Here is an 18,139-nt window from a genome sequence, read left to right as displayed (position 1 = left end):
TCCCCCGATCGGGAGGCCGGGTCCCCCGGACGGCTACCCACCCAGTCGGGCGAACCGGCCCTCCAGGCGCGTCAGTTGCAGCGTCGTCGCCGGGGAACGCAGCGCGTCCTGCCGCTCGCGGAAGCTGGCGTACGCCCGCCGGGCCTGGTGGATGTTGCCCGAGTCCAGCTCCAGGTGGGCGAGCTGGAGCAGCGAGACGCCGATCGTCCGGTGCTCGCCGGGCGGCCGGGCCCGCAGCGAGGCCCGCAGGTAGGAGAGCGACAACTCGGTGGCCCGCAGCGAGCGGTGCACCTGCGCGGCCTGGTAGAGCAGCGCGGGCTCCGGGTACCGATGCGGGCCGCCCTCCGCCGCCGACCGGCCCGCCCAGTGCTGGGCCGCCTCCAGGTGCTTCAGCGCCTCCCCGGCCTGGCGCAGCCGGGCCGCCGCCACCGCCTGCTGGGCCAGCACGAACGCCCGCACGCCGGGCGCCGCGTCCGGCGGCAGGTGCTCGGCCGCGCTGTCCGCCAGCCGCGCCGCGTACGCGTGGTGCCCGAGCGCCCCGGCCTGGGTGCTCTGGTCGCGCAGCGCCATCGCCTGGGCCGGGCCGTCCTGCGCCTCGGCCGCCAGCTGGTACGCCAGCCGGTAGTGCCGCTGGGCCTCGCCGTGCCGGTTGTCGTCGGTGTACGTCCGCCCGACCAGGCGGACCAACTGCGCGGCGGCGACCAGCAGTTCGCGGTGCCGCAGGTCGTTGGCGGGGGACTTCGCCCAGGGCAGCACGTGGTCGCGCAGGTAGCCGAGGAGCAGGCTCCGGGCGATCGCCCCGCCGTAGCCGTCGTAGTGCCGGGCGCCGAAGGCCGTCATCTCCCGCACCGCCTCCGCGTGCCGCGCCCCGACCCGCTCCGGGCCGGAGCGGCGGGCGGCCGGCGGCCGGAGCGCGGAATCCGCGCCGGAGCCCGGGCCTGGTTTCAGCGGCGGGCGCGGTGCGGGCAGCATCCGGATCTGGAACAGCGGAGGCTGAAACGTTTCGTCCTGCGGCTCGTTGGAATGGGGCCAGGAATGCAGTCGGCGCAGCCCGGTCAGGGCGTCGGTGGACTCCTGTTCCGCCGGCTCCGCGAGTGCCTGGTCCGCCGGGTGCAGGCCGAGTTCGCCGCGCGAGACCGGGCGGCCCAGGCGGCGGGCGAACGCCTCCTGCAGCAGCTGCGGACCGGGCGGCCGCGGCTGCGTGCCGGAGAGCCAGTGCGCCACCGTCGTCCGGTCGTAGCCGACGCTGAACCCGCTCTCCCGGGCCACCTTCTGCAGGGCGGCCGCCAGCGCGGGGCCGTTCCACCCGGCCTCCGCCATGCAGCCGCGCAGGGCGGTGTTCGGCCCACGGGTGCGTGTCATTCACAACTCCTTGTGCGGACCACCTAAGGGGTTGGCCCCAGAATAACGGGCGGTGCCGACGGCGAATGCCGAGTTTCCGGCGGACGGCGAATGTTCAACGTTCGACGGCGGAAATCGATACTGCGCCGGCCGTTTCCGGCGGCGGCGAAGGAGTGATTCCGGAGCGAACGGTGGGAAATGCCCGTTGAAAAATGATGGTCCGACAGGAATATGATCGAATGAATCAGTCCAAGGTCGGCCCCGGGTCGAAGTTCCCGGCGTCCTCGGCGTCCCCGGCCGCCGCCAGGATCCGGCGCACCAGCCCCTCCGCGTCCAGGAACTCGTGCTCGGCGCCGGCCGGCACCAGCCGGTGGGTCAGCGTCAGGAAGTCCCGGACCGGCGCGGCCGGGGTGTGCAGCACCGCGGTCTGACCGGGCGTGCTCAGCGCGATGGCCAGCAGGTCCTCCGCCGAGGTCGACCGGCGGATCGTCACGTCGCCGATCCCCGCCCACCCGTCCAGCCCGTCCACCAGCAGCTCGCGGGCGAACAGCCAGGTGATCGGCTCCTCCAGGTCGACGTGGCAGTCCAGGTGCACCGCGTACGGGTCGGCCCGGTGGTAGCGCAGCCGGGCCGGCACCGAGACCCGCAGCCCCGGGCACGGCGCCACCGTCACGTCCAGCAGCAGCACGCAGTCCGGCTCGCCGTTGCGCCGCAGCCACGCGCGGGGCGTGTTCCGGTGGTTCACGAAGCCTCCCTCGGGCGGACGACGGACGGGACGGCGTCCGGTGCGGGCACGGTCGGTGCGGGGGTGACCGATGCGGGGGTGACCGGTGCGGCGCCAGGGTCGGCGGGGCCGGCGGCGGGTGCGGCGGGGCCGGGGTCGGGGGGCGGGCAGCCGGTCGGCGGGGAGAACCGTTCCCGCTCGGGGGACGGGTGGGCGGCGAACCGGGGCGGCGTGACCAGCCGCGACCACTCGTGGTCCCGGCGGCCGGGCACCGTGCGGCCGGACTGGTGCCACAGGGTCACCAGCCGTGCGTAGATGGGGGCTTGCTGAATCGTTTCGTCGCGGACGCCCGTCAGGGCCCAGGGGTCGGCACTCACGTCCGGGGATAACGACCGAACCCGGGGGCGGTCACGGCACTCGTCCGTCCGCCGCACCGGACGGGCGCGATCCCGCCACGGCCGCGCCGCCCGGCCCGTCAGTCGCCGTCCACGGCCCGGTCGGTCCCGGCCCGCTCACCGGCCGCGCCCGTCCCGCGCCCGTCCCCGCCCGACCCGCTCCCGCCCGACCCGCTCCCGGCGGCCAGGGTCGCGGCCAGCGCCCGGGCCCGGTCGAAGGCCCGCACCGGGTTCGGCGCGGCCGACCAGGGGAGCGCCCCGCACCACGGGCCGATCAGCCGGAACTGCTCCAGCGCCAGGGCGGGTTGCCGCGACAGCAGCGCGTAGTGCGCCAGCAGGTGCCGCAGCAGCGGCACCTGGTCGTTCCCGGCCGGCACCCCGTCCAGCGCAGCCGCGATCCGGGGCAGCAGCTCCCGGTGGCGGCGGCGCTCCGGCAGCCCGCCGGGCCCGTGCCGCAGTTCCAGTTCGGTGAGCGCCTGCAGGTACAGCCCGGGCAGCGGCGAGCCGGCCGGGGCCTCGCGCACCGCGCGCACCGCGAAGCGCAGCATCCGGGTGTCGCTGCCGTGCCACTTGGCGCACCAGTACTGCATCGCCTGCCAGTGCCCGCCGACGTGGTGCGGCGCCCGGGCGACCAGCTCGGCCCACAGCTCCCGGAACCTCCGCCGGGGCAGCCGCATCCCGCGGGCCGCCGTGATCATCACCACCCAGGGGCCGGGGTCGCGCCCGTCCGCCTCGGCGGCCGTCCGGGCCAGCTCGTACGCGGCGGGCAGCCGGCTGCGGAACGCGGCCATCCGCTCGGGCCCCACCTGCGCGGGGAAGCCGCTGCCGCGCGCCTCCCAGGCCCGCTGGACCAGCAGCCGGGCCCGGACGGTGGCGGCCGCGGCCGGTGCGGTGCCCGCCGCCTCCCAGTCGGTCAGCCACGCGTCGCGCTCGGCGGCCACCCGGGTCAGGAAGTCCAGCCGCGACCAGCGCTCGTCCCAGTCCGTCCCCGCCCCCGCGACGTACGCCTCGGCGGCCCGCCAGCCGCCCGCCAGGCAGGAGTCGGCCAGCGCCTCCAGCTCCTTGCGCCGCAGCAGCCGCATCGGCGGCCCGGCCCGCCCGGGGTCCAGCTCGGCCGAGGGCACCAGCCCGTGCGCCGCCGGGTCGAAGCCCGCCGCCTCCACCGCGGCGAGCCCCGCCGCGAGTTCGGCCGCGAACCCGCCCCGGCCGCCGTCGCCCCGCCGCCGCGTCAGCAGCATGATCAGCGCGGCGAGGACGAACACCAGAACGGGGGTCATGCCGAGAATGATCTCCCACCCCCGCCGGCCCCCGAGCGGTGCCCCCGGTCGGGCCGGCGGTGGGCGGTCGGCGGTCGGCGGCGGACGGCCGGCGGTGGGCGGCGGGCGCTCAGGGGGCGGGGTGCGAGGGGCAGCCGCGCAGGGGGCCGATCGCCTCGTTGACCCGGCGGCTGATCGACTTCAGCTGCCCGTACTGGCCCTTGGTCAGCGGGTCGAAGAGCAGCCGGCGGACCTCGGCGACGTGCCCGGGGGCGGTGGCCACCACCTTCTCCCAGCCCTCCTCGGTGAGCACCGCGAGGGTGTAGCGGCCGTCCTCGGGGTCGGGGGTCCGGCGCAGCCAGCCCCTGCCCTCCAGGCGCTTGGCGGTGTGCGAGAGCCGGGAGAGCGAGCAGGCGGCGAACTCGGCCAGGACGCTCATGCGCAGGGTGCGCCCGGGGGTCATGGAGAGCCCGGAGAGGACCTGGTACTCGAAGTGCGAGAGGCCCGCGTCGCGCTGCAGCTGGGTGTCGAGGGCGGCCGGGAAGCGCATCAGCAGGGTGACCATGGCCAGCCAGGTCTCCTCCTCCTCGGCGTCCAGCCAGCGGGGTTCATCGGTGCTCATGGCTGCCATGGTACGGGCGCGTCCGGGGGGAAAGGCCCGGTTTGAGTTGAATGTTCAACCTTGCCAACGAGTGGCAGGCCCGTCGGATGACTTGACCTTTCAACTCGCGCCCGCCTACCTTCTCGTTGAACATTCAAGTCATCGAGCAGAGAAGCACCTGATGAACATCACCCTGTGGATCGCCGCCGCCGTCCTGGCCCTCGCCTTCGCGGCCGCCGGCCTGATGAAGATCGCCCAGCCCCGGGAGAAGCTGGTCGCCTCCGGCATGGGCTGGGCCGAGGACGTCGCGCCCGGCGCGGTCAAGGCGCTCGGCGCCACCCAGGTACTCGGCGCCCTCGGCCTGGTCCTCCCCGCCGTCACCGGCATCGCCACCGTCCTCGTCCCGCTGGCCGCCACCGGCCTGGCCGTCACCATGGTCGGCGCGGCCGTCGTCCACCTCCGCCGGGGCGAGGCCAAGTCCCTCCCGGTCAACCTCGTCCTGCTGGCCCTGGCCGTCCTGGTCGCCTGGGGCCGCTTCGGGCCGTACGCCTTCTGACCCGCCCGGCACGCCCCCCCCGGCGGTCCGGAGCCCGCCCACCGGCCGGGCCGGGGAATGCCGAGGGCAGCCGCGGCTGGTGGCCGCGGCTGCCCGGGGTGGGGGTCGACGGGTCAGAACCGGGTGCTGACGGTCACGTCGGCGAAGTCGGTGACCGCGTACAGGCTCAGGTAGCGGTAGCCGGCGGTGGGGTTGTCGACGGTGACGGTCTGGGTGGTGCCCTGGTTGGTGGAGGACGCGGTGAAGGCGCTCGGGGAGGCCCAGGTGGCGTCGTTGTAGTACAGGTACGCGGTGCCGGTGCCGCCGCCGGCGGTGACCTTCAGGGTGCTGGTGCCGGCCGGCAGGTAGACGTACATGTAGTCGATGCCGCCCGCGGTGCGGGTGCGGCCGGCGCGCTGGCAGTCCCGGCCCATCGCGTCGGCGCGCTGGTCGGCACAGGTCGGCAGGACGGTGCCGGCGTCGACGGTGGTGGTCACCGAGGCCGGGGTGGCGGTGGTGCGCCCGTTGGCGTCGGTGACGGTCAGCGCGACGGTGTAGGTGCCGGCCTTGGCGTAGGTGTGCGAGGGGTTGCGCTCGTCGGAGGAGCCGCCGTCGCCGAAGGTCCAGTGCCAACCGGTGATCTGCGCCGGGGAGTTGGTGACCACGGAGCGGTCGGTCAGGGTGACGGTGGCACCGTTCACGGACTGGCTGAACAGCGCGGTCGGGCCGGTCGCGAAGCAGGCGCCGCTCGCGCACCGCCCCAGCCAGGCGTCGAAGTCCGCGTCGTACGAGGTGCCGAGGCCGTTGTAGACCGCGTAGCCGCCCTGGTAGTCACCGGCGCGGAAGCGGCCGAGCATGGCGTACACGTCCGCCGGGTGCTTCTCGACCATGTAGCGGACGGCCAGGTAGCCCCACGGGTAGGTGCGGGTGGAGTCCGAGTTGCCGTACGTGTTCTGGAAGATCGTCGACAGCTTGTAGGTGTGCTTGGCGGCCTCGGCCATCGCCTGGGTGTCGGTGACGCCCCGGTAGGCGTACGACTGGTACTCGGCGAGGCCCTCGATCCACCAGACGTCCGGGACGGACGTCTCGGTGGCGAAGTTGCCGGCCAGGTCGTAGATGTTGTCGAGGTAGTGGGTGTACTCGTGGTTGAGGTTCCACACGTTGCCCGGGAAGTCGTCGTTCCACGACTTCTGGTACATCACGCAGACCGGCTGGTTGTTCGGGTCGGTGACGTCCATGACGGTCTGGCCGCCGTTGTCCGTCGAGTTGCCGTAGATCGCCCAGGAGTAGGTCTGGTAGTCGGCGGCGCTGGCGAACACCGGCATGACGACCGTCTTGCCGTACTGGTTCGGCACCGGGCCGTCGTCCTTGACCAGGTCGTGGAAGAAGGCGTCCTCGCCGCGCAGGCTGTCGCAGACCGGCTGCAGCTGGGCGACGGTCAGGGCCTGGGCGCGCAGCGTCTTGTTGTCGCAGACCAGGACGTTCGGCAGGACGGCGTCGGCCAGCTTCTTCGGCAGGTCGCAGGTGCCGTAGTACGAGCACTGGCCCCTGTCGTAGGAGTTGGCGTTGTACGCCACGTGCACGTACAGCGGGCCGGTGGCGCCGAGGATCCGGGTGGTGTCCAGCAGCTGCTTGATCAGCGGCTTGGCGGCGTTCTCCGCGTTGGTCGAGGTGCCGGCCATCCGGGCGATGTCGTTGCCCGCGTTGACGTCCAGGAAGGCGTTGGCGGTGCCCATCAGGTCGCGGTGGTTCAGCGCGAAGGTGCCGAGCGTGCTGACCAGGCTGGTGTCGGCGCTGATCGCGTTGACGAAGTCGGTGTTCCAGTTGCCGCGCCACAGCGGGGCGAACAGCACCGAGTTCACCGCGTTGACCATCTTCGGCGTCGCGTTGTAGCCGTTGTCGTAGCCGTTCAGCACCTGCTTGTAGACGTCCAGGTACGTGGCCTGGACGTTGGCGCTGTCGGTGAGCACCAGCACGTCGTACAGCACCACGCCGTTGGCGTCGGTGACGTCCTTCCAGCGGGTGCCCGCGAAGAAGGCGTCCAGGCCGGCCCTGGTGGCGGAGGTCAGCGCCGCACCGTAGCCGCCCACCTGGGACGGGTAGTAGGACTGCACGTAGTAGCCGGCCCGGAGGAACTGGACCAGCTGCAGGATGCCGGAGCCGTTGGTGCCGTCGTAGCCCGCCGCCAGGTCGGTGAAGGCGTTCGCGACGGTGACCATGTTGGCCTGCTTGAAGATCGCGCCCGCGTCGGTGCCGGTCACGTTGTACAGCGTGTTGACGCAGGTGTTCGTCGAGGCCTTGACGAAGTTCACCAGGTCCGCGCCGGAGCGGCCGCCGAAGTCGGCGTAGGTGCAGGTCTGCGCGGCCGCGGCCTGCGCGCCCGCCGGGCCCGTCCCGGCGCCGGGGGCGCCGGCCAGCGGGCTGCCGCCCGAGGTGCCGCCGGACTTGGCGAGCAGGCCCTTGGCCGCCCCCTGCGCGGCCGGACGCGGGGCGGTCTGGACGGTGGTGCCCTTCGGCTGGCCCATCTGGGCCTGCACCAGCAGGGCCGGCGGCAGCGGGGCGGCGACCGGCGTCAGGGTGTCGGGGGCGGCGTCCACGATCGGGCCGAGCGGCTTGGGGACGGCGCCGCCGGGGGCCCGGGGGTCCGTCGCGGACGCCGGGGCGTTCTGGCCGCCGGCGGTGGTGGCGGTGGTCGTGGCCGTCGTCGTGGCGGCCGTGGGGGCGGCTGCGGCGGCGGTGACCGGCAGCAGGGTGGCCGCGACGGTACAGCCGGCCAGCAGGCCGGCTGCCAGGGTGGGGAGGGGTATGCGCAGACGCACTGCTTCTCCTGGGGGCGGGAGCTCACTGAGCATCAGAGGGGGAGGGTGACGCGTGGAGCATCCTGGCACCGTTGCGGGGGCCAGAACAATGTCACAGGTCATATGACATTGCGTGAACACGGCATAACACGGATGGAAAGAGCTTGGCCCGATTCGGCCGCCCGCTCCGGCGAGGGCGGCTCAGACCCGCGGCGGACGGAACGTCCGGCTGGCCCAGCTGTGCAGGTGGGGGGCCTCGGCGGCGAGCTCGCGGTACGCCGCGGCGGTCGCCTCCAACAGGGTGTGCGCCAGGCCGGGGCCGATCGTCGCGCGCCGCCACAGCAGCACGTACCGCAGCCACAGCGGCGTCCCCAGCAGCGGCTTGACCGCCACCCCCGGCACCGGCGCGGTGCTGGCCGGAACCAGCGCCGCCCCCAGCCCCGAGGCCACCAGGTCCAGCACCTCGCGCCGCCCGTACGGCAGTTCGCGCACCCCGGCGGGGGAGAACGCCGCCGCCTCGCAGACCGCCCGGAACAGCGCGGGCCAGGACGCCCCGTCGGCGGCCGGCAGCAGCCAGGTCTCACCCGCCAGGTCGCTCGGCGCCGGCTCCGCGTGGTGGCGCAGCGGGTGCGCCGTGGGCAGTGCGACGAACACCGGCTCGGTGGCGACCGCCCGGGCCGCCAGGGCCGGCGTCGCGCGCAGCCCCGAGCCCGGGTGGTCCAGCAGCAGGGCCAGGTCGAAGGGGTGCGCGTCGTCCGGGGTCGGGGCGTCCGGTGTCGTGTCGTCCGGCGTCGGGGCGTCCGTCGCCGGGCTGCTCGGTGTCGGGCCGTCCGGTGTCGGGCCTTTCGGTACCGCGCCGGGGCGGCCCGGGGTCAGGGCGAAGCGCAGCTCCGGGCGCAGCTGCCTGGCCCGGGCGAGGGTGCCGGGCAGCAGGGCCGGGCAGTCCGCGGCCAGCAGCAGTTCGCGGTGCGGGCGCTCGCCGTCCGGCGCGGCGGCCTGGCCCAGTCGGTCGACTCGGGAGAGCACCTCGCGGGCGGCGGCCAGCACCTCGGCCCCGAAGGTGGTGGGGACCACGCCGGCGGCCGTCCGGTCGAAGACCACCGCGCCCAGGTAGCGCTCGATCCGCCGAAGCTGGGTGCTGGTGGCGGGTTGCGACGCACCGATCGCCGCCGCCGCGCGTCCCACGCTGCCGCTGTCGGCGATCGCGCAGAGCACTCTCAAGTGCCGTAGTTCCAGATCCATGGCCGGCCCTCCTCGCGTGCGGGCGGCCCCGCCTCGGCGGTGGCTTCGGGCAACCTGTGTAATGTCACACGCAACATGTCAGATGGTGTCGATCACCTTCGCTGCCTCGCCGGGCCACGTCAAGTCCCCCGTCCCGGGAACCCGCCGAGCGCCCGATGAGCGACGGCGGCGGAAACCGCCCAGGTCGGGAGTGGATCAAGGGCGCGGGACGTCCCGCAGCGGGTGGTCCTGGAACCACTCCGTCCCCGCCATCCGGACCCGGTCCGCCCCGTCCGCCGCGGCGATCCGTCCCGGCAGCGCACCGCGCGCCACCTCCGAGCGGTGCGCGAACACCGCCGCCGACTTGCGCTCCAGCCACGGCCCGACGTCCAGCGCCCAGGCCGTCCCGTCCGGCACCGCGCACGGCACCCGCCCCGGCCGCAGCAGCAGCCCCGCCAACTCGCGGGCCGCCCCCGCCGGGTGCGTCGCCAGCAGCAGCCGCCGCACCCGCACCGGCGCGCCCAGCTCCGGGTACCGCTCCGGCCGCGTGGCCGCCTCCACCGCGAGCACCGCCAGCCGGTGCGTCCGCCGGTGGTCCGGATGCCCGCTCAGCCCGCCCAGCCCGTCGTGCGTCACCACCCAGTCCGGCCGGAACGCCCGCAACTCGGCGACCAGCCTCCGCACCGCCACCTCCGCCGGCACGTCCAGCAGCCGCGGCGCACCCGGCGCCGACTCCGGCACCTTCGCGTCCGCGTACCCCAGCAGCCGCGGCTCCCCGGCCCCCAGCACCTCCAACGCCGCCGCCAACTCCGGCACCCGGTGCGTCCCCGCCGCCCAGGTCGCCGTCACCACCCCGGTCCGCGCCCCCGCCTCCGCGTGCCGCGCCAGCAGCCCGCCCGCCCCCAGCGCCTCGTCGTCCGGATGCGCGAACACCCCCAGCAGATCGGGCAGCCCCATCCCGTCACCCACCTCTCTCCCGGACCCGCCTGCGGTCACGCTAACGGCGCCGCCGGGGGGTGTGGGTGGTGCGCGGCGGGGCGGGCGGGGGTGGGGTTGCGCTGCGGGGTGAAGGCGAGGTGGTTCCGCTTCGCGGTGAAGGCGGGGGTGGGGGATTGCGGCCACGCTAAGGGCGCCGCCGGGGGGTGTGGGTGGTGCGCGGCGGGGCGGGCGGGGGTTGGGTTGCGCTGCGCGGTGAAGGCGGGGGTGGGGGATTGCGGCCACGCTGACGGCACTGCTGGGGGTGTGGGTGGTGCGCAGCGGGGCGGGCGGGGGTGGGGTTCCGCTTCGCGGTGGAGGCGGGAGCGGGGAGGGGGTGCGCTTCGTGGGTGGGTCGCGGCCGCGCCGAGAACGTTGCCGGGTGGGCGGGGGTGCGGGGGCTCAGTGGGGGCAGAGGGGGGCGAAGGCGGTAGTGGCGGCCGTGGTGAGGAGGGTGGCGACGGTGGTGGGCGGGGTGCCGGTCAGGACGTGGCGGCGGAGTTCGCGCAGGGTGGCGCGGTGCAGGCCGGCCAGGGCGCCGGCCAGCAGGGGGGCGGTGGGGGAAGGGGGGAGGGCGGCGGCGAGGGCGGCTTCGGCGCGTTCGCCGATCTCGCGTTCGCGGGCGCGCAGGGCCGGGCTGGCCTCGATGGTGCGGAAGAACGCGGCGGAGTCCGGGGCGAGGCCGTACGCCGGGTCGAGCCGGGCGAGGGCGGCGCACAGGTCGTCCCGGACGGCCGCCGCCGGGCAGCACGAGCCCGGCGGGAGCGGGTCGACCAGGGCGGCGAGGTACCCCTCGACCTCGGCCTGCCGGTCGAAGAACAGGTCCTCCTTGGTCGGGAAGTAGTTGAACACCGTGTTAGTGGACACTCTCGCGTGCCGGGCGACCTCGGCGACGGTCACCCGGTCGAAGCCGTGCGCCAGGAACAGCGCCAGCGCGGCGTCGGCGATCGCGGTGCGGGTCTGCTGCTTCTTCGTCTCGCGGAGTCCGGGGGCCATGGTGCCCATCGTACGGAATGGTAGGGTCACTCTAAAATTGGCGTGACACCAAAATTCTTTCGGGACGACCAGGACGGGGGCCGGAATGGCTACGGAGACGGGCACGGCGCGGCGGCGGGGGTTCGAGTTCGGCATCTACCCGGGTGGGCTGCTCGGCGACGAGCACGGCATCGTCCACCCCGTCCGGCCCGACGACCCGCGGCGGCTGGCCGAGGCGATCGACCTGCTGCAGGGCGCCGAACCCGGCTTCCGGATCCGGGTCTACCGCTCCTTCGCCGCCACCGTCCCCGCGCCGCCGCAGACCCCCGACGGCTGGGAGGCGTACCTCGACGGCCCCGGACGGCGGGTCGACCTGGTGCTGCAGTTCCGCGAACCCACCGGCGCCCTGACCGGCTGGGAGGCGTACGTCCGGGCCCAGGTGCGCGAACTCGGCGCCCGGCTCGGCACGGTGCAGATCTGCGAGGAGCCCAACGCCGACCTGCCCGTCCTGGACGGCAGCATCCCGAACGTCCTGGCCGCGCTGGTGGCCGGAGTCACCGCCGCCAAGGACGAGGTCCGCACCCTCGGCCTGGACGCCGCCGTCGGCTTCAACGCCGTCCCCACCCTCGACCCGGACGGGGCCTTCTGGCCCGCGCTCGGCCGCCGCGCCGACCGCCGCTTCCTGGACGCCCTCGACTACGTCGGCCTGGACTTCTTCCCCGACGTCTTCCGCCCCGTCCCCGCCGACCGCCTCGCCGGAGCCACCGCCTGGGTGCTGCACACCTTCCGGCACACCGACCTGCCGAAGGCCGGCATCCCCGCGGACGTGCCGATCCGGATCTGCGAGAACGGCTGGCCGACCGGCCCCGGCCGCCCCGAGGACGCGCAGGCCCGCGCCCTGGAGACGGTCGTCCGCACCGTCGCCGCGCACGCCGCCACCCTCGGCATCGACGGCTACACGCTCTTCGCCCTGCGCGACGCGGACAGCTCCGGCGAGAGCCTGTTCCAGCACTTCGGCCTGCTGCGCGACGACCACACACCCAAGCCGGCGTTCGGGACCTACCGCGCCCTGATCGCCGAACTGGGCCCGCAGCTCAGGGGGTTGACGGTGAAGTGAACGGCGGGGGAGGGGACGGGTGCCCCCGCGTCGGGCGCGGACGCGGGGGCGGGGGCGGGTACGGGGTCAGGGGTGTCTGGTGCAGGTGATCCAGCGGTTGGCGGCGAGCGGGTCGGCGGGTTCGGGCCGCAGGCGGGCGGCGGGGGCGTGGTCGAAGGGGGTCCGGGTGGTGGTGGCCCAGCCGAGGGTGCGCAGCACGGCGGCGGTGTCGGGGCGGGGGCCGGGGTCGAACAGGGCGAGCAGGTCGACGTCCAGGCGTTCGCGGGCCTGGGCGTAGACGGCGGCGGCGCGGACGTCGGCGGACTCCAGGCCGGTCTTGATCTCGTAGGCGAGGGTGCTGCCGGGGGCGCTGAGCGCGTCCAGGGCGGCGGTGACGGCCAGTTCGGCGGCGGCGGGCAGGTAGAGGAAGAGGCCTTCGGCGAGCCAGGCCACCGGGCGGGACGGGTCGAGGCCGGCGGCGGTCAGCGCGCCCGCCCAGTCCTCCCGCAGGTCCACCGGGACGGTGCGGCGGCGGGCCCGCGGGGCCGCGCCCAGGGCGTCCAGCACCTGCTGCTTGAAGCGCAGCACTTCGGGACGGTCCAGCTCCCACACGGTGGTGCCGGGCGGCCAGGGCAGCCGGTGCGCCCGGCTGTCCAGGCCGGCACCGAGCAGCACCACCTGCCGGGCGCCGGCGGCCGCCGCGCCGAGCAGGTGGTCGTCCAACACCCTGGTGCGCAGGGCGAAGTAGGCCGCCAGCCGCCCCCACACCGGGTCGTCCGGGGCCACCTCGGCCGGGTCGGCGGGCCAGTCGGCGCAGCCCGGCGAGGCGCGGACGAAGTGCGCGGCGAACGGGTCGACGGCCAGCGCGTCGTCCCGACGGGCTTCCAGCGCACGGGCGTTGGCGACCAGCAGCGCGGTCCGGCCGACGCCCGCGCGCACGCCCGCGTCGTCCAGGAGCGCGCCGTCCAGCGGGCTCACCGCCGACCCGCCGGCGCGTCGACGGAGTCCGACGAGACCTCGGTGAACCGCACCTGGTCGAGTTCGGCGATCCGGGCGCCGTACACCCGGGCCATGAAGCGCAGGATGTCGGCGTCGGCCAGGTGCAGCGCGGTGGTGCAGTCGCGCAGCACGGTCAGGTGGAAGCCGCGTTGGAAGGCGGTGCGGGCGGTGGAGTCCACGCAGACGTCGGTGAACACCCCGGCCAGCAGCAGGTGTTCGATGCCGCGCCGCCGCAGGTGCGGTTCGAAGCCGGCGTCCTGGAAGGCGTCGAAGCAGGAGCGCTTGGTGAACACCGCCTCGTGCGGCCGGGGCCGCACGCCGTGGAACTCGGCGCCCCAGCTGCCCTCCAGGCACTTGGGGCGCTTGCCGAGCAGGGCGTCCCGCCGCCGCCAGGCCGCACCCTGGTGGGCCGGGTCGCCGAGGAACCGGACGAACAGCACCTCGGTGCCCGCCGCCCGGGCCCGCTCGACCGCGCGGACGCTGTTGGCGGCGGCCCGGGCCAGCAGCGCCGGGTCGCCGGGGAACCGGGCGCGGGCCACCTCGCCCGCGCAGAAGTCGTTCTGCAGGTCGACCACCACCAGCGCGCTGCGCCCCGCCGGACCGGTGGCGGGCGCCTCGGCCGGGTACGGGTGCGTCCCGTCGGCCGGCAGGTGGGCCTCGTCGGTCGCGAGGTGCGTCCCATCGGCCGGGAGCTGGGCCTCGTCCGCCGGGAGGTGGGTCTCGGTCGGGTGCTGGTGCGTCCCGGCCGGCCGGTGCGCCGGTCCGCGGTCCTGGGCCGCGCTCACCGGGACGCCGCCGGGACCGCCGTGGCCTGGCCCGGCACGAACGTTCCTGCAAGGGAGGCAAGGACCGCGTCCACCACCTCGGTGGTGCCGGCGGTCCCGCCGAGGTCGGGGGTGCGGGCGCCGCGGGCCTGGGCGGCGGCGATCGCGGCCTCGGCGGCGGCCTCCGCGCCGGGGCAGCCGGCGTGCCGTTCGGCGATCCGGGCGGCGGCCCGGACGGTGGCGACCGGGTTGACCAGGTCGCGCCCGGCCAGGTCGTCCGCCGAACCGTGCACGGTCTGGTACTCGGTGAGGCCGCGCAGCGCCGGGTGCAGGTGGACGTTCTCGGCGCAGCGGTTCTCCTGCCGCTCCGAGCCGTACCGGTCGAGCAGGACGACGTGCATGATGTCCGCCCACTCGTTGCCGGCGACCAGCAGGGTGCGGTCCTCGGGGCCGTGCGCGATCAGGTTGCGGTTGACCGTGTCGGGCTGGAACGGGGCGACGTCCAGGCCGAGTTCGGCGGACAGGCCGGCCGCCCAGTCGTCCAGCACGCCGTCCAGCAGGTGGTACTTGTAGGCGAGCAGTACCCGGGCCGGGCCCTCGGGCCACAACTCCCGGGCCCGGCCCACCGCGTAGCGCACCACCCGCTCGGTGACGGCGCGGCTGAACTCCATGGTGCGCACCACCCGGCCGTCGGTGTGCCGGTTCTCGCCGGTGTAGAAGCCCTGGGCCTGGTCGCGGACCAGCAGCAGCCGGGCCGGGCCGGCGGTGAGCTGTTCGACCTTGACGGCGGCCAGCCGCTGCCGGACCAGGTACAGCGACTGGGCGTTGATCGCGGTGCGGAACACCGCCCGGGCCCCCGCGGCGGCCTGTTCGCGGCAGAACCACTCGTAGTGCGCGGCGTCCTGCTCGGTCAGCGCGGCGAACTCGGCGGTGCCGGCCGCCCCGGCGCGCAGCGACACGTACGAGTGGTAGAGCCTCGGCGAGCGCACCAGCCGGACCTGCGTGCCGTGCAGTGCGGTGATCCGGTCGAGCACCCGCTCGAAGACGGGGGCGAGGTCCGGGCCGGTGCCGCGGCCGACGGCGAGGGCGATGAGTGGTGCGGTCACTGCGGTGGCTCCTTGCAAGTGGGGCTGGGTACGGCGCCGCGGGTCGGGGGCGCCGTCCGGAACGACGGGCCGCCGTCCGTCCGGGCACTCGGACGGGGCCCGGGGGCTCGGAGGGACCGAGTACCCGGACGGACGGCGGTGTCAGCCGGTGGATCCGACGCGGCACGGGGAGGCGGCGTCGGCCGGACGAGGGCAGCACCGGGGAACCGGCGTCGACGGGGACGACGGTGCGCGGTGGCGGTGGGGATGCGGGCGGGCAGGTGGTGGCGGTCAGAAGGAGTCGGGGACCAGCTGGTCGCCCGGGATGCCGGACTTCTCCGGGGAGTAGTAGTCGCGGATGCCGTCGGCCCAGACCCGGACGGTGATCCGGTCCTCGGCGTCCGGCCCGAACGCGTCGAACAGCGAGTGGATGTTGGGCGTCTCGAAACCGATCGCGGCCATCAGGTCGTGGAACCGCGGGCGCTCGATCAGCCCGTCGCCGTCCGGGTCGCCGAGGACGGCGAGCGCGTCGGCGAAGACCGCGGCGGTGGCGCCGAACAGGTCGGGGTTCAGCACGAAGCCGCGGAAGTCCTGCGGGTTGATCAGTCCGTCCCCGTTGGTGTCCAGGGTTTTGGAGAGCACCTTCCAGTAGCTGCTCAGGCTGTCCGCGAGGGCCTGCCGGTCGGCGGCCGGCGAGTCCTCGGCGACCAGCAGCAGCCGTTCTGTCATGAGGTCGAAATCGGCCTCGTCGATCACCCCGTTCCCGTTGGTGTCGAACAGGGTGAACACCAGCGCGGCCCGCTGGAAGGCCTCGTGTCCCATGGGTAGTCGTCCCCTTGGTCGTGGCGGGCCCGACCTGCTCGGCCTGGCCTCGGCCGGGAACTCCTACTCTGCCGTGAAGAGTGGCCCGTTGTCCGGCGAACTGACGTGTTGTCACTCACGGGAGTGACTAATGTTACGCAAGTGATTATTGTCACCCCCCGTGACCGGCTCGAACGCATCCGGAAAAGCTGACCATCCGTCATGTCCGGTCGTCGGACGAGCGGAAGTCGCCGCTCCGCGCGGGCGGATCGGCGCCGGTGTGTCCGGCGTCACGCCCGCCGGAGCCGCCCGGGTCGAACCACCGCTGGTCGGAGGGGGGACCGCATCCCGACCCGCGCGTGAGCCGAAGCTAGCATGGTGGCGCCTTGGCTCGGCCTACCCTCGGCAGCTCGGCCAACCCTCAGCTCGGCCTACCCTCGAAAGTTGAATTGTGACTGTCAACGACGACGTGTTCACGGACTGGAAGAACCGCGAGGAGCTCGCGGAGACGATGATCCCGATCATCGGACGGCTCCACCGCGAGCGGGACGTCACCGTCCTGCTGCACAGCCGCTCGCTGGTGAACAAGTCGGTGGTCAGCATCCTCAAGACGCACCGCTTCGCCCGCCAGATCGCCGGCGAGGAGCTCTCGATCACCGAGACCTTCCCCTTCCTCCAGGCCCTCGCCACGCTCGACCTCGGCCCGTCCCAGATCGACCTCGGCCTGCTCGCCGAGGCCCACCGCGCCGACGACCGGGGCCTGACCCCGGCGGAGTTCACCGCCGAGGCGGTGTCGGGTGCGACCGGCGCCAACAAGCTGGAGCGCCAGGCCCCGCGCGACGTGGTCCTCTACGGCTTCGGCCGGATCGGCCGCCTGCTCGCCCGCCTGCTGGTCGAGAAGGCCGGCGGCCTGCGGCTGCGCGCGATCGTGGTCCGCAACGGCGGCGGCGACGACCTGGTCAAGCGCGCCTCGCTGCTGCGCCGCGACTCCATCCACGGCCAGTTCCAGGGCACCATCACCGTGGACGAGACGACCAACACCATCGTCGCCAACGGCAACGCGATCCAGGTCATCTACTCCAACGACCCCAGCGAGGTGGACTACACCGCGTACGGGATCGACAACGCCATCCTGATCGACAACACCGGCCGCTGGCGCGACCGCGAGGGGCTCTCCAAGCACCTGCGCCCCGGCATCGCGAAGGTCGTGCTGACCGCCCCGGGCAAGGGCGACGTCCCGAACATCGTGCACGGCGTCAACCACGACACCGTGAAGCCGGACGAGCAGATCATCTCCTGCGCGTCCTGCACCACCAACGCGATCGTGCCGCCGCTCAAGGCCATGAACGACGCGTACGGCGTGCTGCGCGGCCACGTGGAGACCGTCCACTCGTTCACCAACGACCAGAACCTGCTGGACAACTACCACAAGGCCGACCGCCGGGGCCGCTCCGCGCCGCTCAACATGGTGATCACCGAGACCGGTGCCGCCTCGGCCGTCGCCAAGGCCCTCCCGGAGCTGCGGGCGAAGATCAGCGGCAGCTCGATCCGCGTCCCCGTGCCGGACGTCTCGATCGCCATCCTCAACCTCCAGCTGGCCCGGGAGACCACCCGCGAGGAGGTCCTGGAGCACCTGCGGGACGTCTCGCTGACCTCCCCGCTCAAGCGGCAGATCGACTTCATCGACTCGCCCGACGCGGTCTCCAGCGACTTCATCGGCTCCCGCCACGCCTCGATCGTCGACGCGGGCGCGACCAAGGTCGAGGGCGACAACGCGATCCTGTACCTGTGGTACGACAACGAGTTCGGCTACTCCTGCCAGGTCGTCCGGGTCGTCCAGCACGTCTCGGGCGTCGAGTACCCGACCTTCCCGGCCGCGACGAACTGACGCCGCTCGGCAGCGCGGGCCCCGGCCGATCGGCCGGGGCCCGCGCCGTTTTCCCGACCCTCCGTCAACTCGCCTTCTCGGCGCGCTTCCTGGCGTAGGCGCGGGCGGCCCGGACGCGGTCGCCGCAGCGGGTCGAGCACCAGTGCCGGGCGGCGTGGGTGCGGACGTAGAACCGGCTGCACGGGGCGCCGCCGCAGCGGGCCAGCCGCTCGGCGTCCGGGCCGGTCAGCAGGTCGGCGGCGTCGGCGGCCAGCCGGGCCATCGCCCGGTCGGCGATCCGGTCGGCCGGGTGCGGCAGGCTGCGGTGCAGGCCCCGCTCGGCGTCCCAGCGCAGCAGCGGCACCGACGGGGCCGCCGCCAGCGCCTCGTTCACCGCCGCCAGCGCCCCGGACGGCGCGGGCCGTCCCGCGACCCGGGCGTCCAGCAGCTCGCGCACCGCGCCCCGGAACACCCGCAGCCGCACCGTGCACGGCTCCAGCACCCGACCCGCCTCCGGTGCGAGGTCGTGCTCCACCAGCCACGCGGACGCCGGATCCGGCGCGCCGAGCAGGTCCAGCGGCCCGCCCGGCAGGGTCAGCAGCGAGTTGGCGAAGTCCAGCGCCGGGTACTGCCCGGCCCCCGGCGCGGGCGGCGGCGGGGCGGCGGACTCGGCGGCGGGGGCGGCGGTGCGCTGGCTCATGCTCCT

The 18,139-nt window shown here is 74.7% G+C and carries 17 protein-coding genes; 3 read left to right on the top strand and 14 right to left on the bottom strand.

The genetic code is table 11. From position 1 onward, the window contains the following. Positions 1-33: 33 nt before the first annotated feature. From ACZ3J7_RS01660 to ACZ3J7_RS01640, 5 genes are all read right to left on the bottom strand, one after another. On the bottom strand, positions 34-1,362 hold the full coding sequence (locus ACZ3J7_RS01660; RefSeq protein ID WP_465615722.1) for a hypothetical protein: 1,329 nt from the start codon (positions 1,360-1,362) through the stop codon (positions 34-36). A 223-nt stretch (positions 1,363-1,585) separates the two neighbouring features. Next, positions 1,586-2,086, bottom strand: coding sequence for an SsgA family sporulation/cell division regulator (locus ACZ3J7_RS01655; protein WP_465615720.1), 501 nt, complete (start codon positions 2,084-2,086; stop codon positions 1,586-1,588). Further along, positions 2,083-2,367 (bottom strand): hypothetical protein, encoded by a 285-nt coding sequence (locus ACZ3J7_RS01650; protein WP_465615718.1) that lies wholly within the window; start codon positions 2,365-2,367, stop codon positions 2,083-2,085. The genes ACZ3J7_RS01655 and ACZ3J7_RS01650 overlap by 4 nt, the downstream gene beginning before the upstream one ends. A 173-nt stretch (positions 2,368-2,540) precedes the next feature. After that, positions 2,541-3,737, bottom strand: a complete 1,197-nt coding sequence (locus ACZ3J7_RS01645; protein WP_465615716.1) for a hypothetical protein — start codon at positions 3,735-3,737, stop codon at positions 2,541-2,543. A 109-nt stretch (positions 3,738-3,846) separates the two neighbouring features. Further along, on the bottom strand, positions 3,847-4,338 hold the full coding sequence (locus tag ACZ3J7_RS01640) for a MarR family winged helix-turn-helix transcriptional regulator (protein WP_465615714.1): 492 nt from the start codon (positions 4,336-4,338) through the stop codon (positions 3,847-3,849). A gap of 160 nt (positions 4,339-4,498) precedes the next feature. Here ACZ3J7_RS01640 and ACZ3J7_RS01635 point away from each other — a divergent pair, with 160 nt between their 5' ends. After that, complete coding sequence (locus ACZ3J7_RS01635; RefSeq protein WP_465615712.1) at positions 4,499-4,873, top strand: DoxX family protein; 375 nt, start codon at positions 4,499-4,501, stop codon at positions 4,871-4,873. Between the two features lie 113 nt (positions 4,874-4,986). On the opposite strand, the gene ACZ3J7_RS01630 is transcribed toward ACZ3J7_RS01635, so the two are convergent. From ACZ3J7_RS01630 to ACZ3J7_RS01615, 4 genes are all read right to left on the bottom strand, one after another. Then, complete coding sequence (locus ACZ3J7_RS01630; RefSeq protein WP_465615710.1) at positions 4,987-7,671, bottom strand: collagenase; 2,685 nt, start codon at positions 7,669-7,671, stop codon at positions 4,987-4,989. Between the two features lie 180 nt (positions 7,672-7,851). Beyond that, positions 7,852-8,892 carry a LysR family transcriptional regulator gene (locus ACZ3J7_RS01625; protein ID WP_465615708.1) on the bottom strand — a complete coding sequence of 347 codons (1,041 nt, stop codon included), beginning with the start codon at positions 8,890-8,892 and terminating at the stop codon, positions 7,852-7,854. A 195-nt stretch (positions 8,893-9,087) separates the two neighbouring features. Then, a complete protein-coding gene (locus tag ACZ3J7_RS01620) occupies positions 9,088-9,828 on the bottom strand; it encodes a PIG-L deacetylase family protein (protein WP_465615706.1) in 741 nt (246 codons plus the stop codon). 420 nt (positions 9,829-10,248) lie between these two features. After that, complete coding sequence (locus tag ACZ3J7_RS01615; protein ID WP_465615704.1) at positions 10,249-10,842, bottom strand: TetR/AcrR family transcriptional regulator; 594 nt, start codon at positions 10,840-10,842, stop codon at positions 10,249-10,251. A gap of 85 nt (positions 10,843-10,927) precedes the next feature. Between ACZ3J7_RS01615 and ACZ3J7_RS01610 the strand changes: the two genes are divergently transcribed. Continuing rightward, positions 10,928-11,938, top strand: a complete 1,011-nt coding sequence (locus ACZ3J7_RS01610; protein ID WP_465615703.1) for a hypothetical protein — start codon at positions 10,928-10,930, stop codon at positions 11,936-11,938. A 66-nt stretch (positions 11,939-12,004) separates the two neighbouring features. On the opposite strand, the gene ACZ3J7_RS01605 is transcribed toward ACZ3J7_RS01610, so the two are convergent. The 4 genes from ACZ3J7_RS01605 to ACZ3J7_RS01590 form a co-directional block, all read right to left on the bottom strand. After that, positions 12,005-12,895, bottom strand: coding sequence for an SAM-dependent methyltransferase (locus ACZ3J7_RS01605; RefSeq protein WP_465615701.1), 891 nt, complete (start codon positions 12,893-12,895; stop codon positions 12,005-12,007). Continuing rightward, positions 12,892-13,701, bottom strand: coding sequence for a cysteine hydrolase family protein (locus ACZ3J7_RS01600; protein ID WP_465615699.1), 810 nt, complete (start codon positions 13,699-13,701; stop codon positions 12,892-12,894). Before ACZ3J7_RS01600 ends, ACZ3J7_RS01605 begins: the two co-directional genes overlap by 4 nt. Beyond that, the gene (locus tag ACZ3J7_RS01595) at positions 13,698-14,786 is read right to left on the bottom strand and encodes an isocitrate/isopropylmalate family dehydrogenase (protein ID WP_465615697.1); all 1,089 of its coding nucleotides are present in this window, start codon (positions 14,784-14,786) and stop codon (positions 13,698-13,700) included. The genes ACZ3J7_RS01600 and ACZ3J7_RS01595 overlap by 4 nt, the downstream gene beginning before the upstream one ends. 270 nt (positions 14,787-15,056) lie before the next feature. Then, positions 15,057-15,587, bottom strand: a complete 531-nt coding sequence (locus ACZ3J7_RS01590) for an EF-hand domain-containing protein (protein ID WP_465615696.1) — start codon at positions 15,585-15,587, stop codon at positions 15,057-15,059. A gap of 430 nt (positions 15,588-16,017) precedes the next feature. Here ACZ3J7_RS01590 and ACZ3J7_RS01585 point away from each other — a divergent pair, with 430 nt between their 5' ends. Beyond that, complete coding sequence (locus ACZ3J7_RS01585) at positions 16,018-17,454, top strand: glyceraldehyde-3-phosphate dehydrogenase (protein ID WP_465615694.1); 1,437 nt, start codon at positions 16,018-16,020, stop codon at positions 17,452-17,454. Positions 17,455-17,518: 64 nt separating this feature from the next. On the opposite strand, the gene ACZ3J7_RS01580 is transcribed toward ACZ3J7_RS01585, so the two are convergent. Then, the gene (locus ACZ3J7_RS01580) at positions 17,519-18,133 is read right to left on the bottom strand and encodes an ABATE domain-containing protein (RefSeq protein WP_465615692.1); all 615 of its coding nucleotides are present in this window, start codon (positions 18,131-18,133) and stop codon (positions 17,519-17,521) included. Positions 18,134-18,139 lie beyond the last annotated feature (6 nt).

The organism is Kitasatospora sp. NPDC015121 (genome assembly GCF_055562955.1).
Note: the sequence above shows the minus strand (reverse complement) of the source record. Positions and strands in the feature narration are given on the sequence as shown.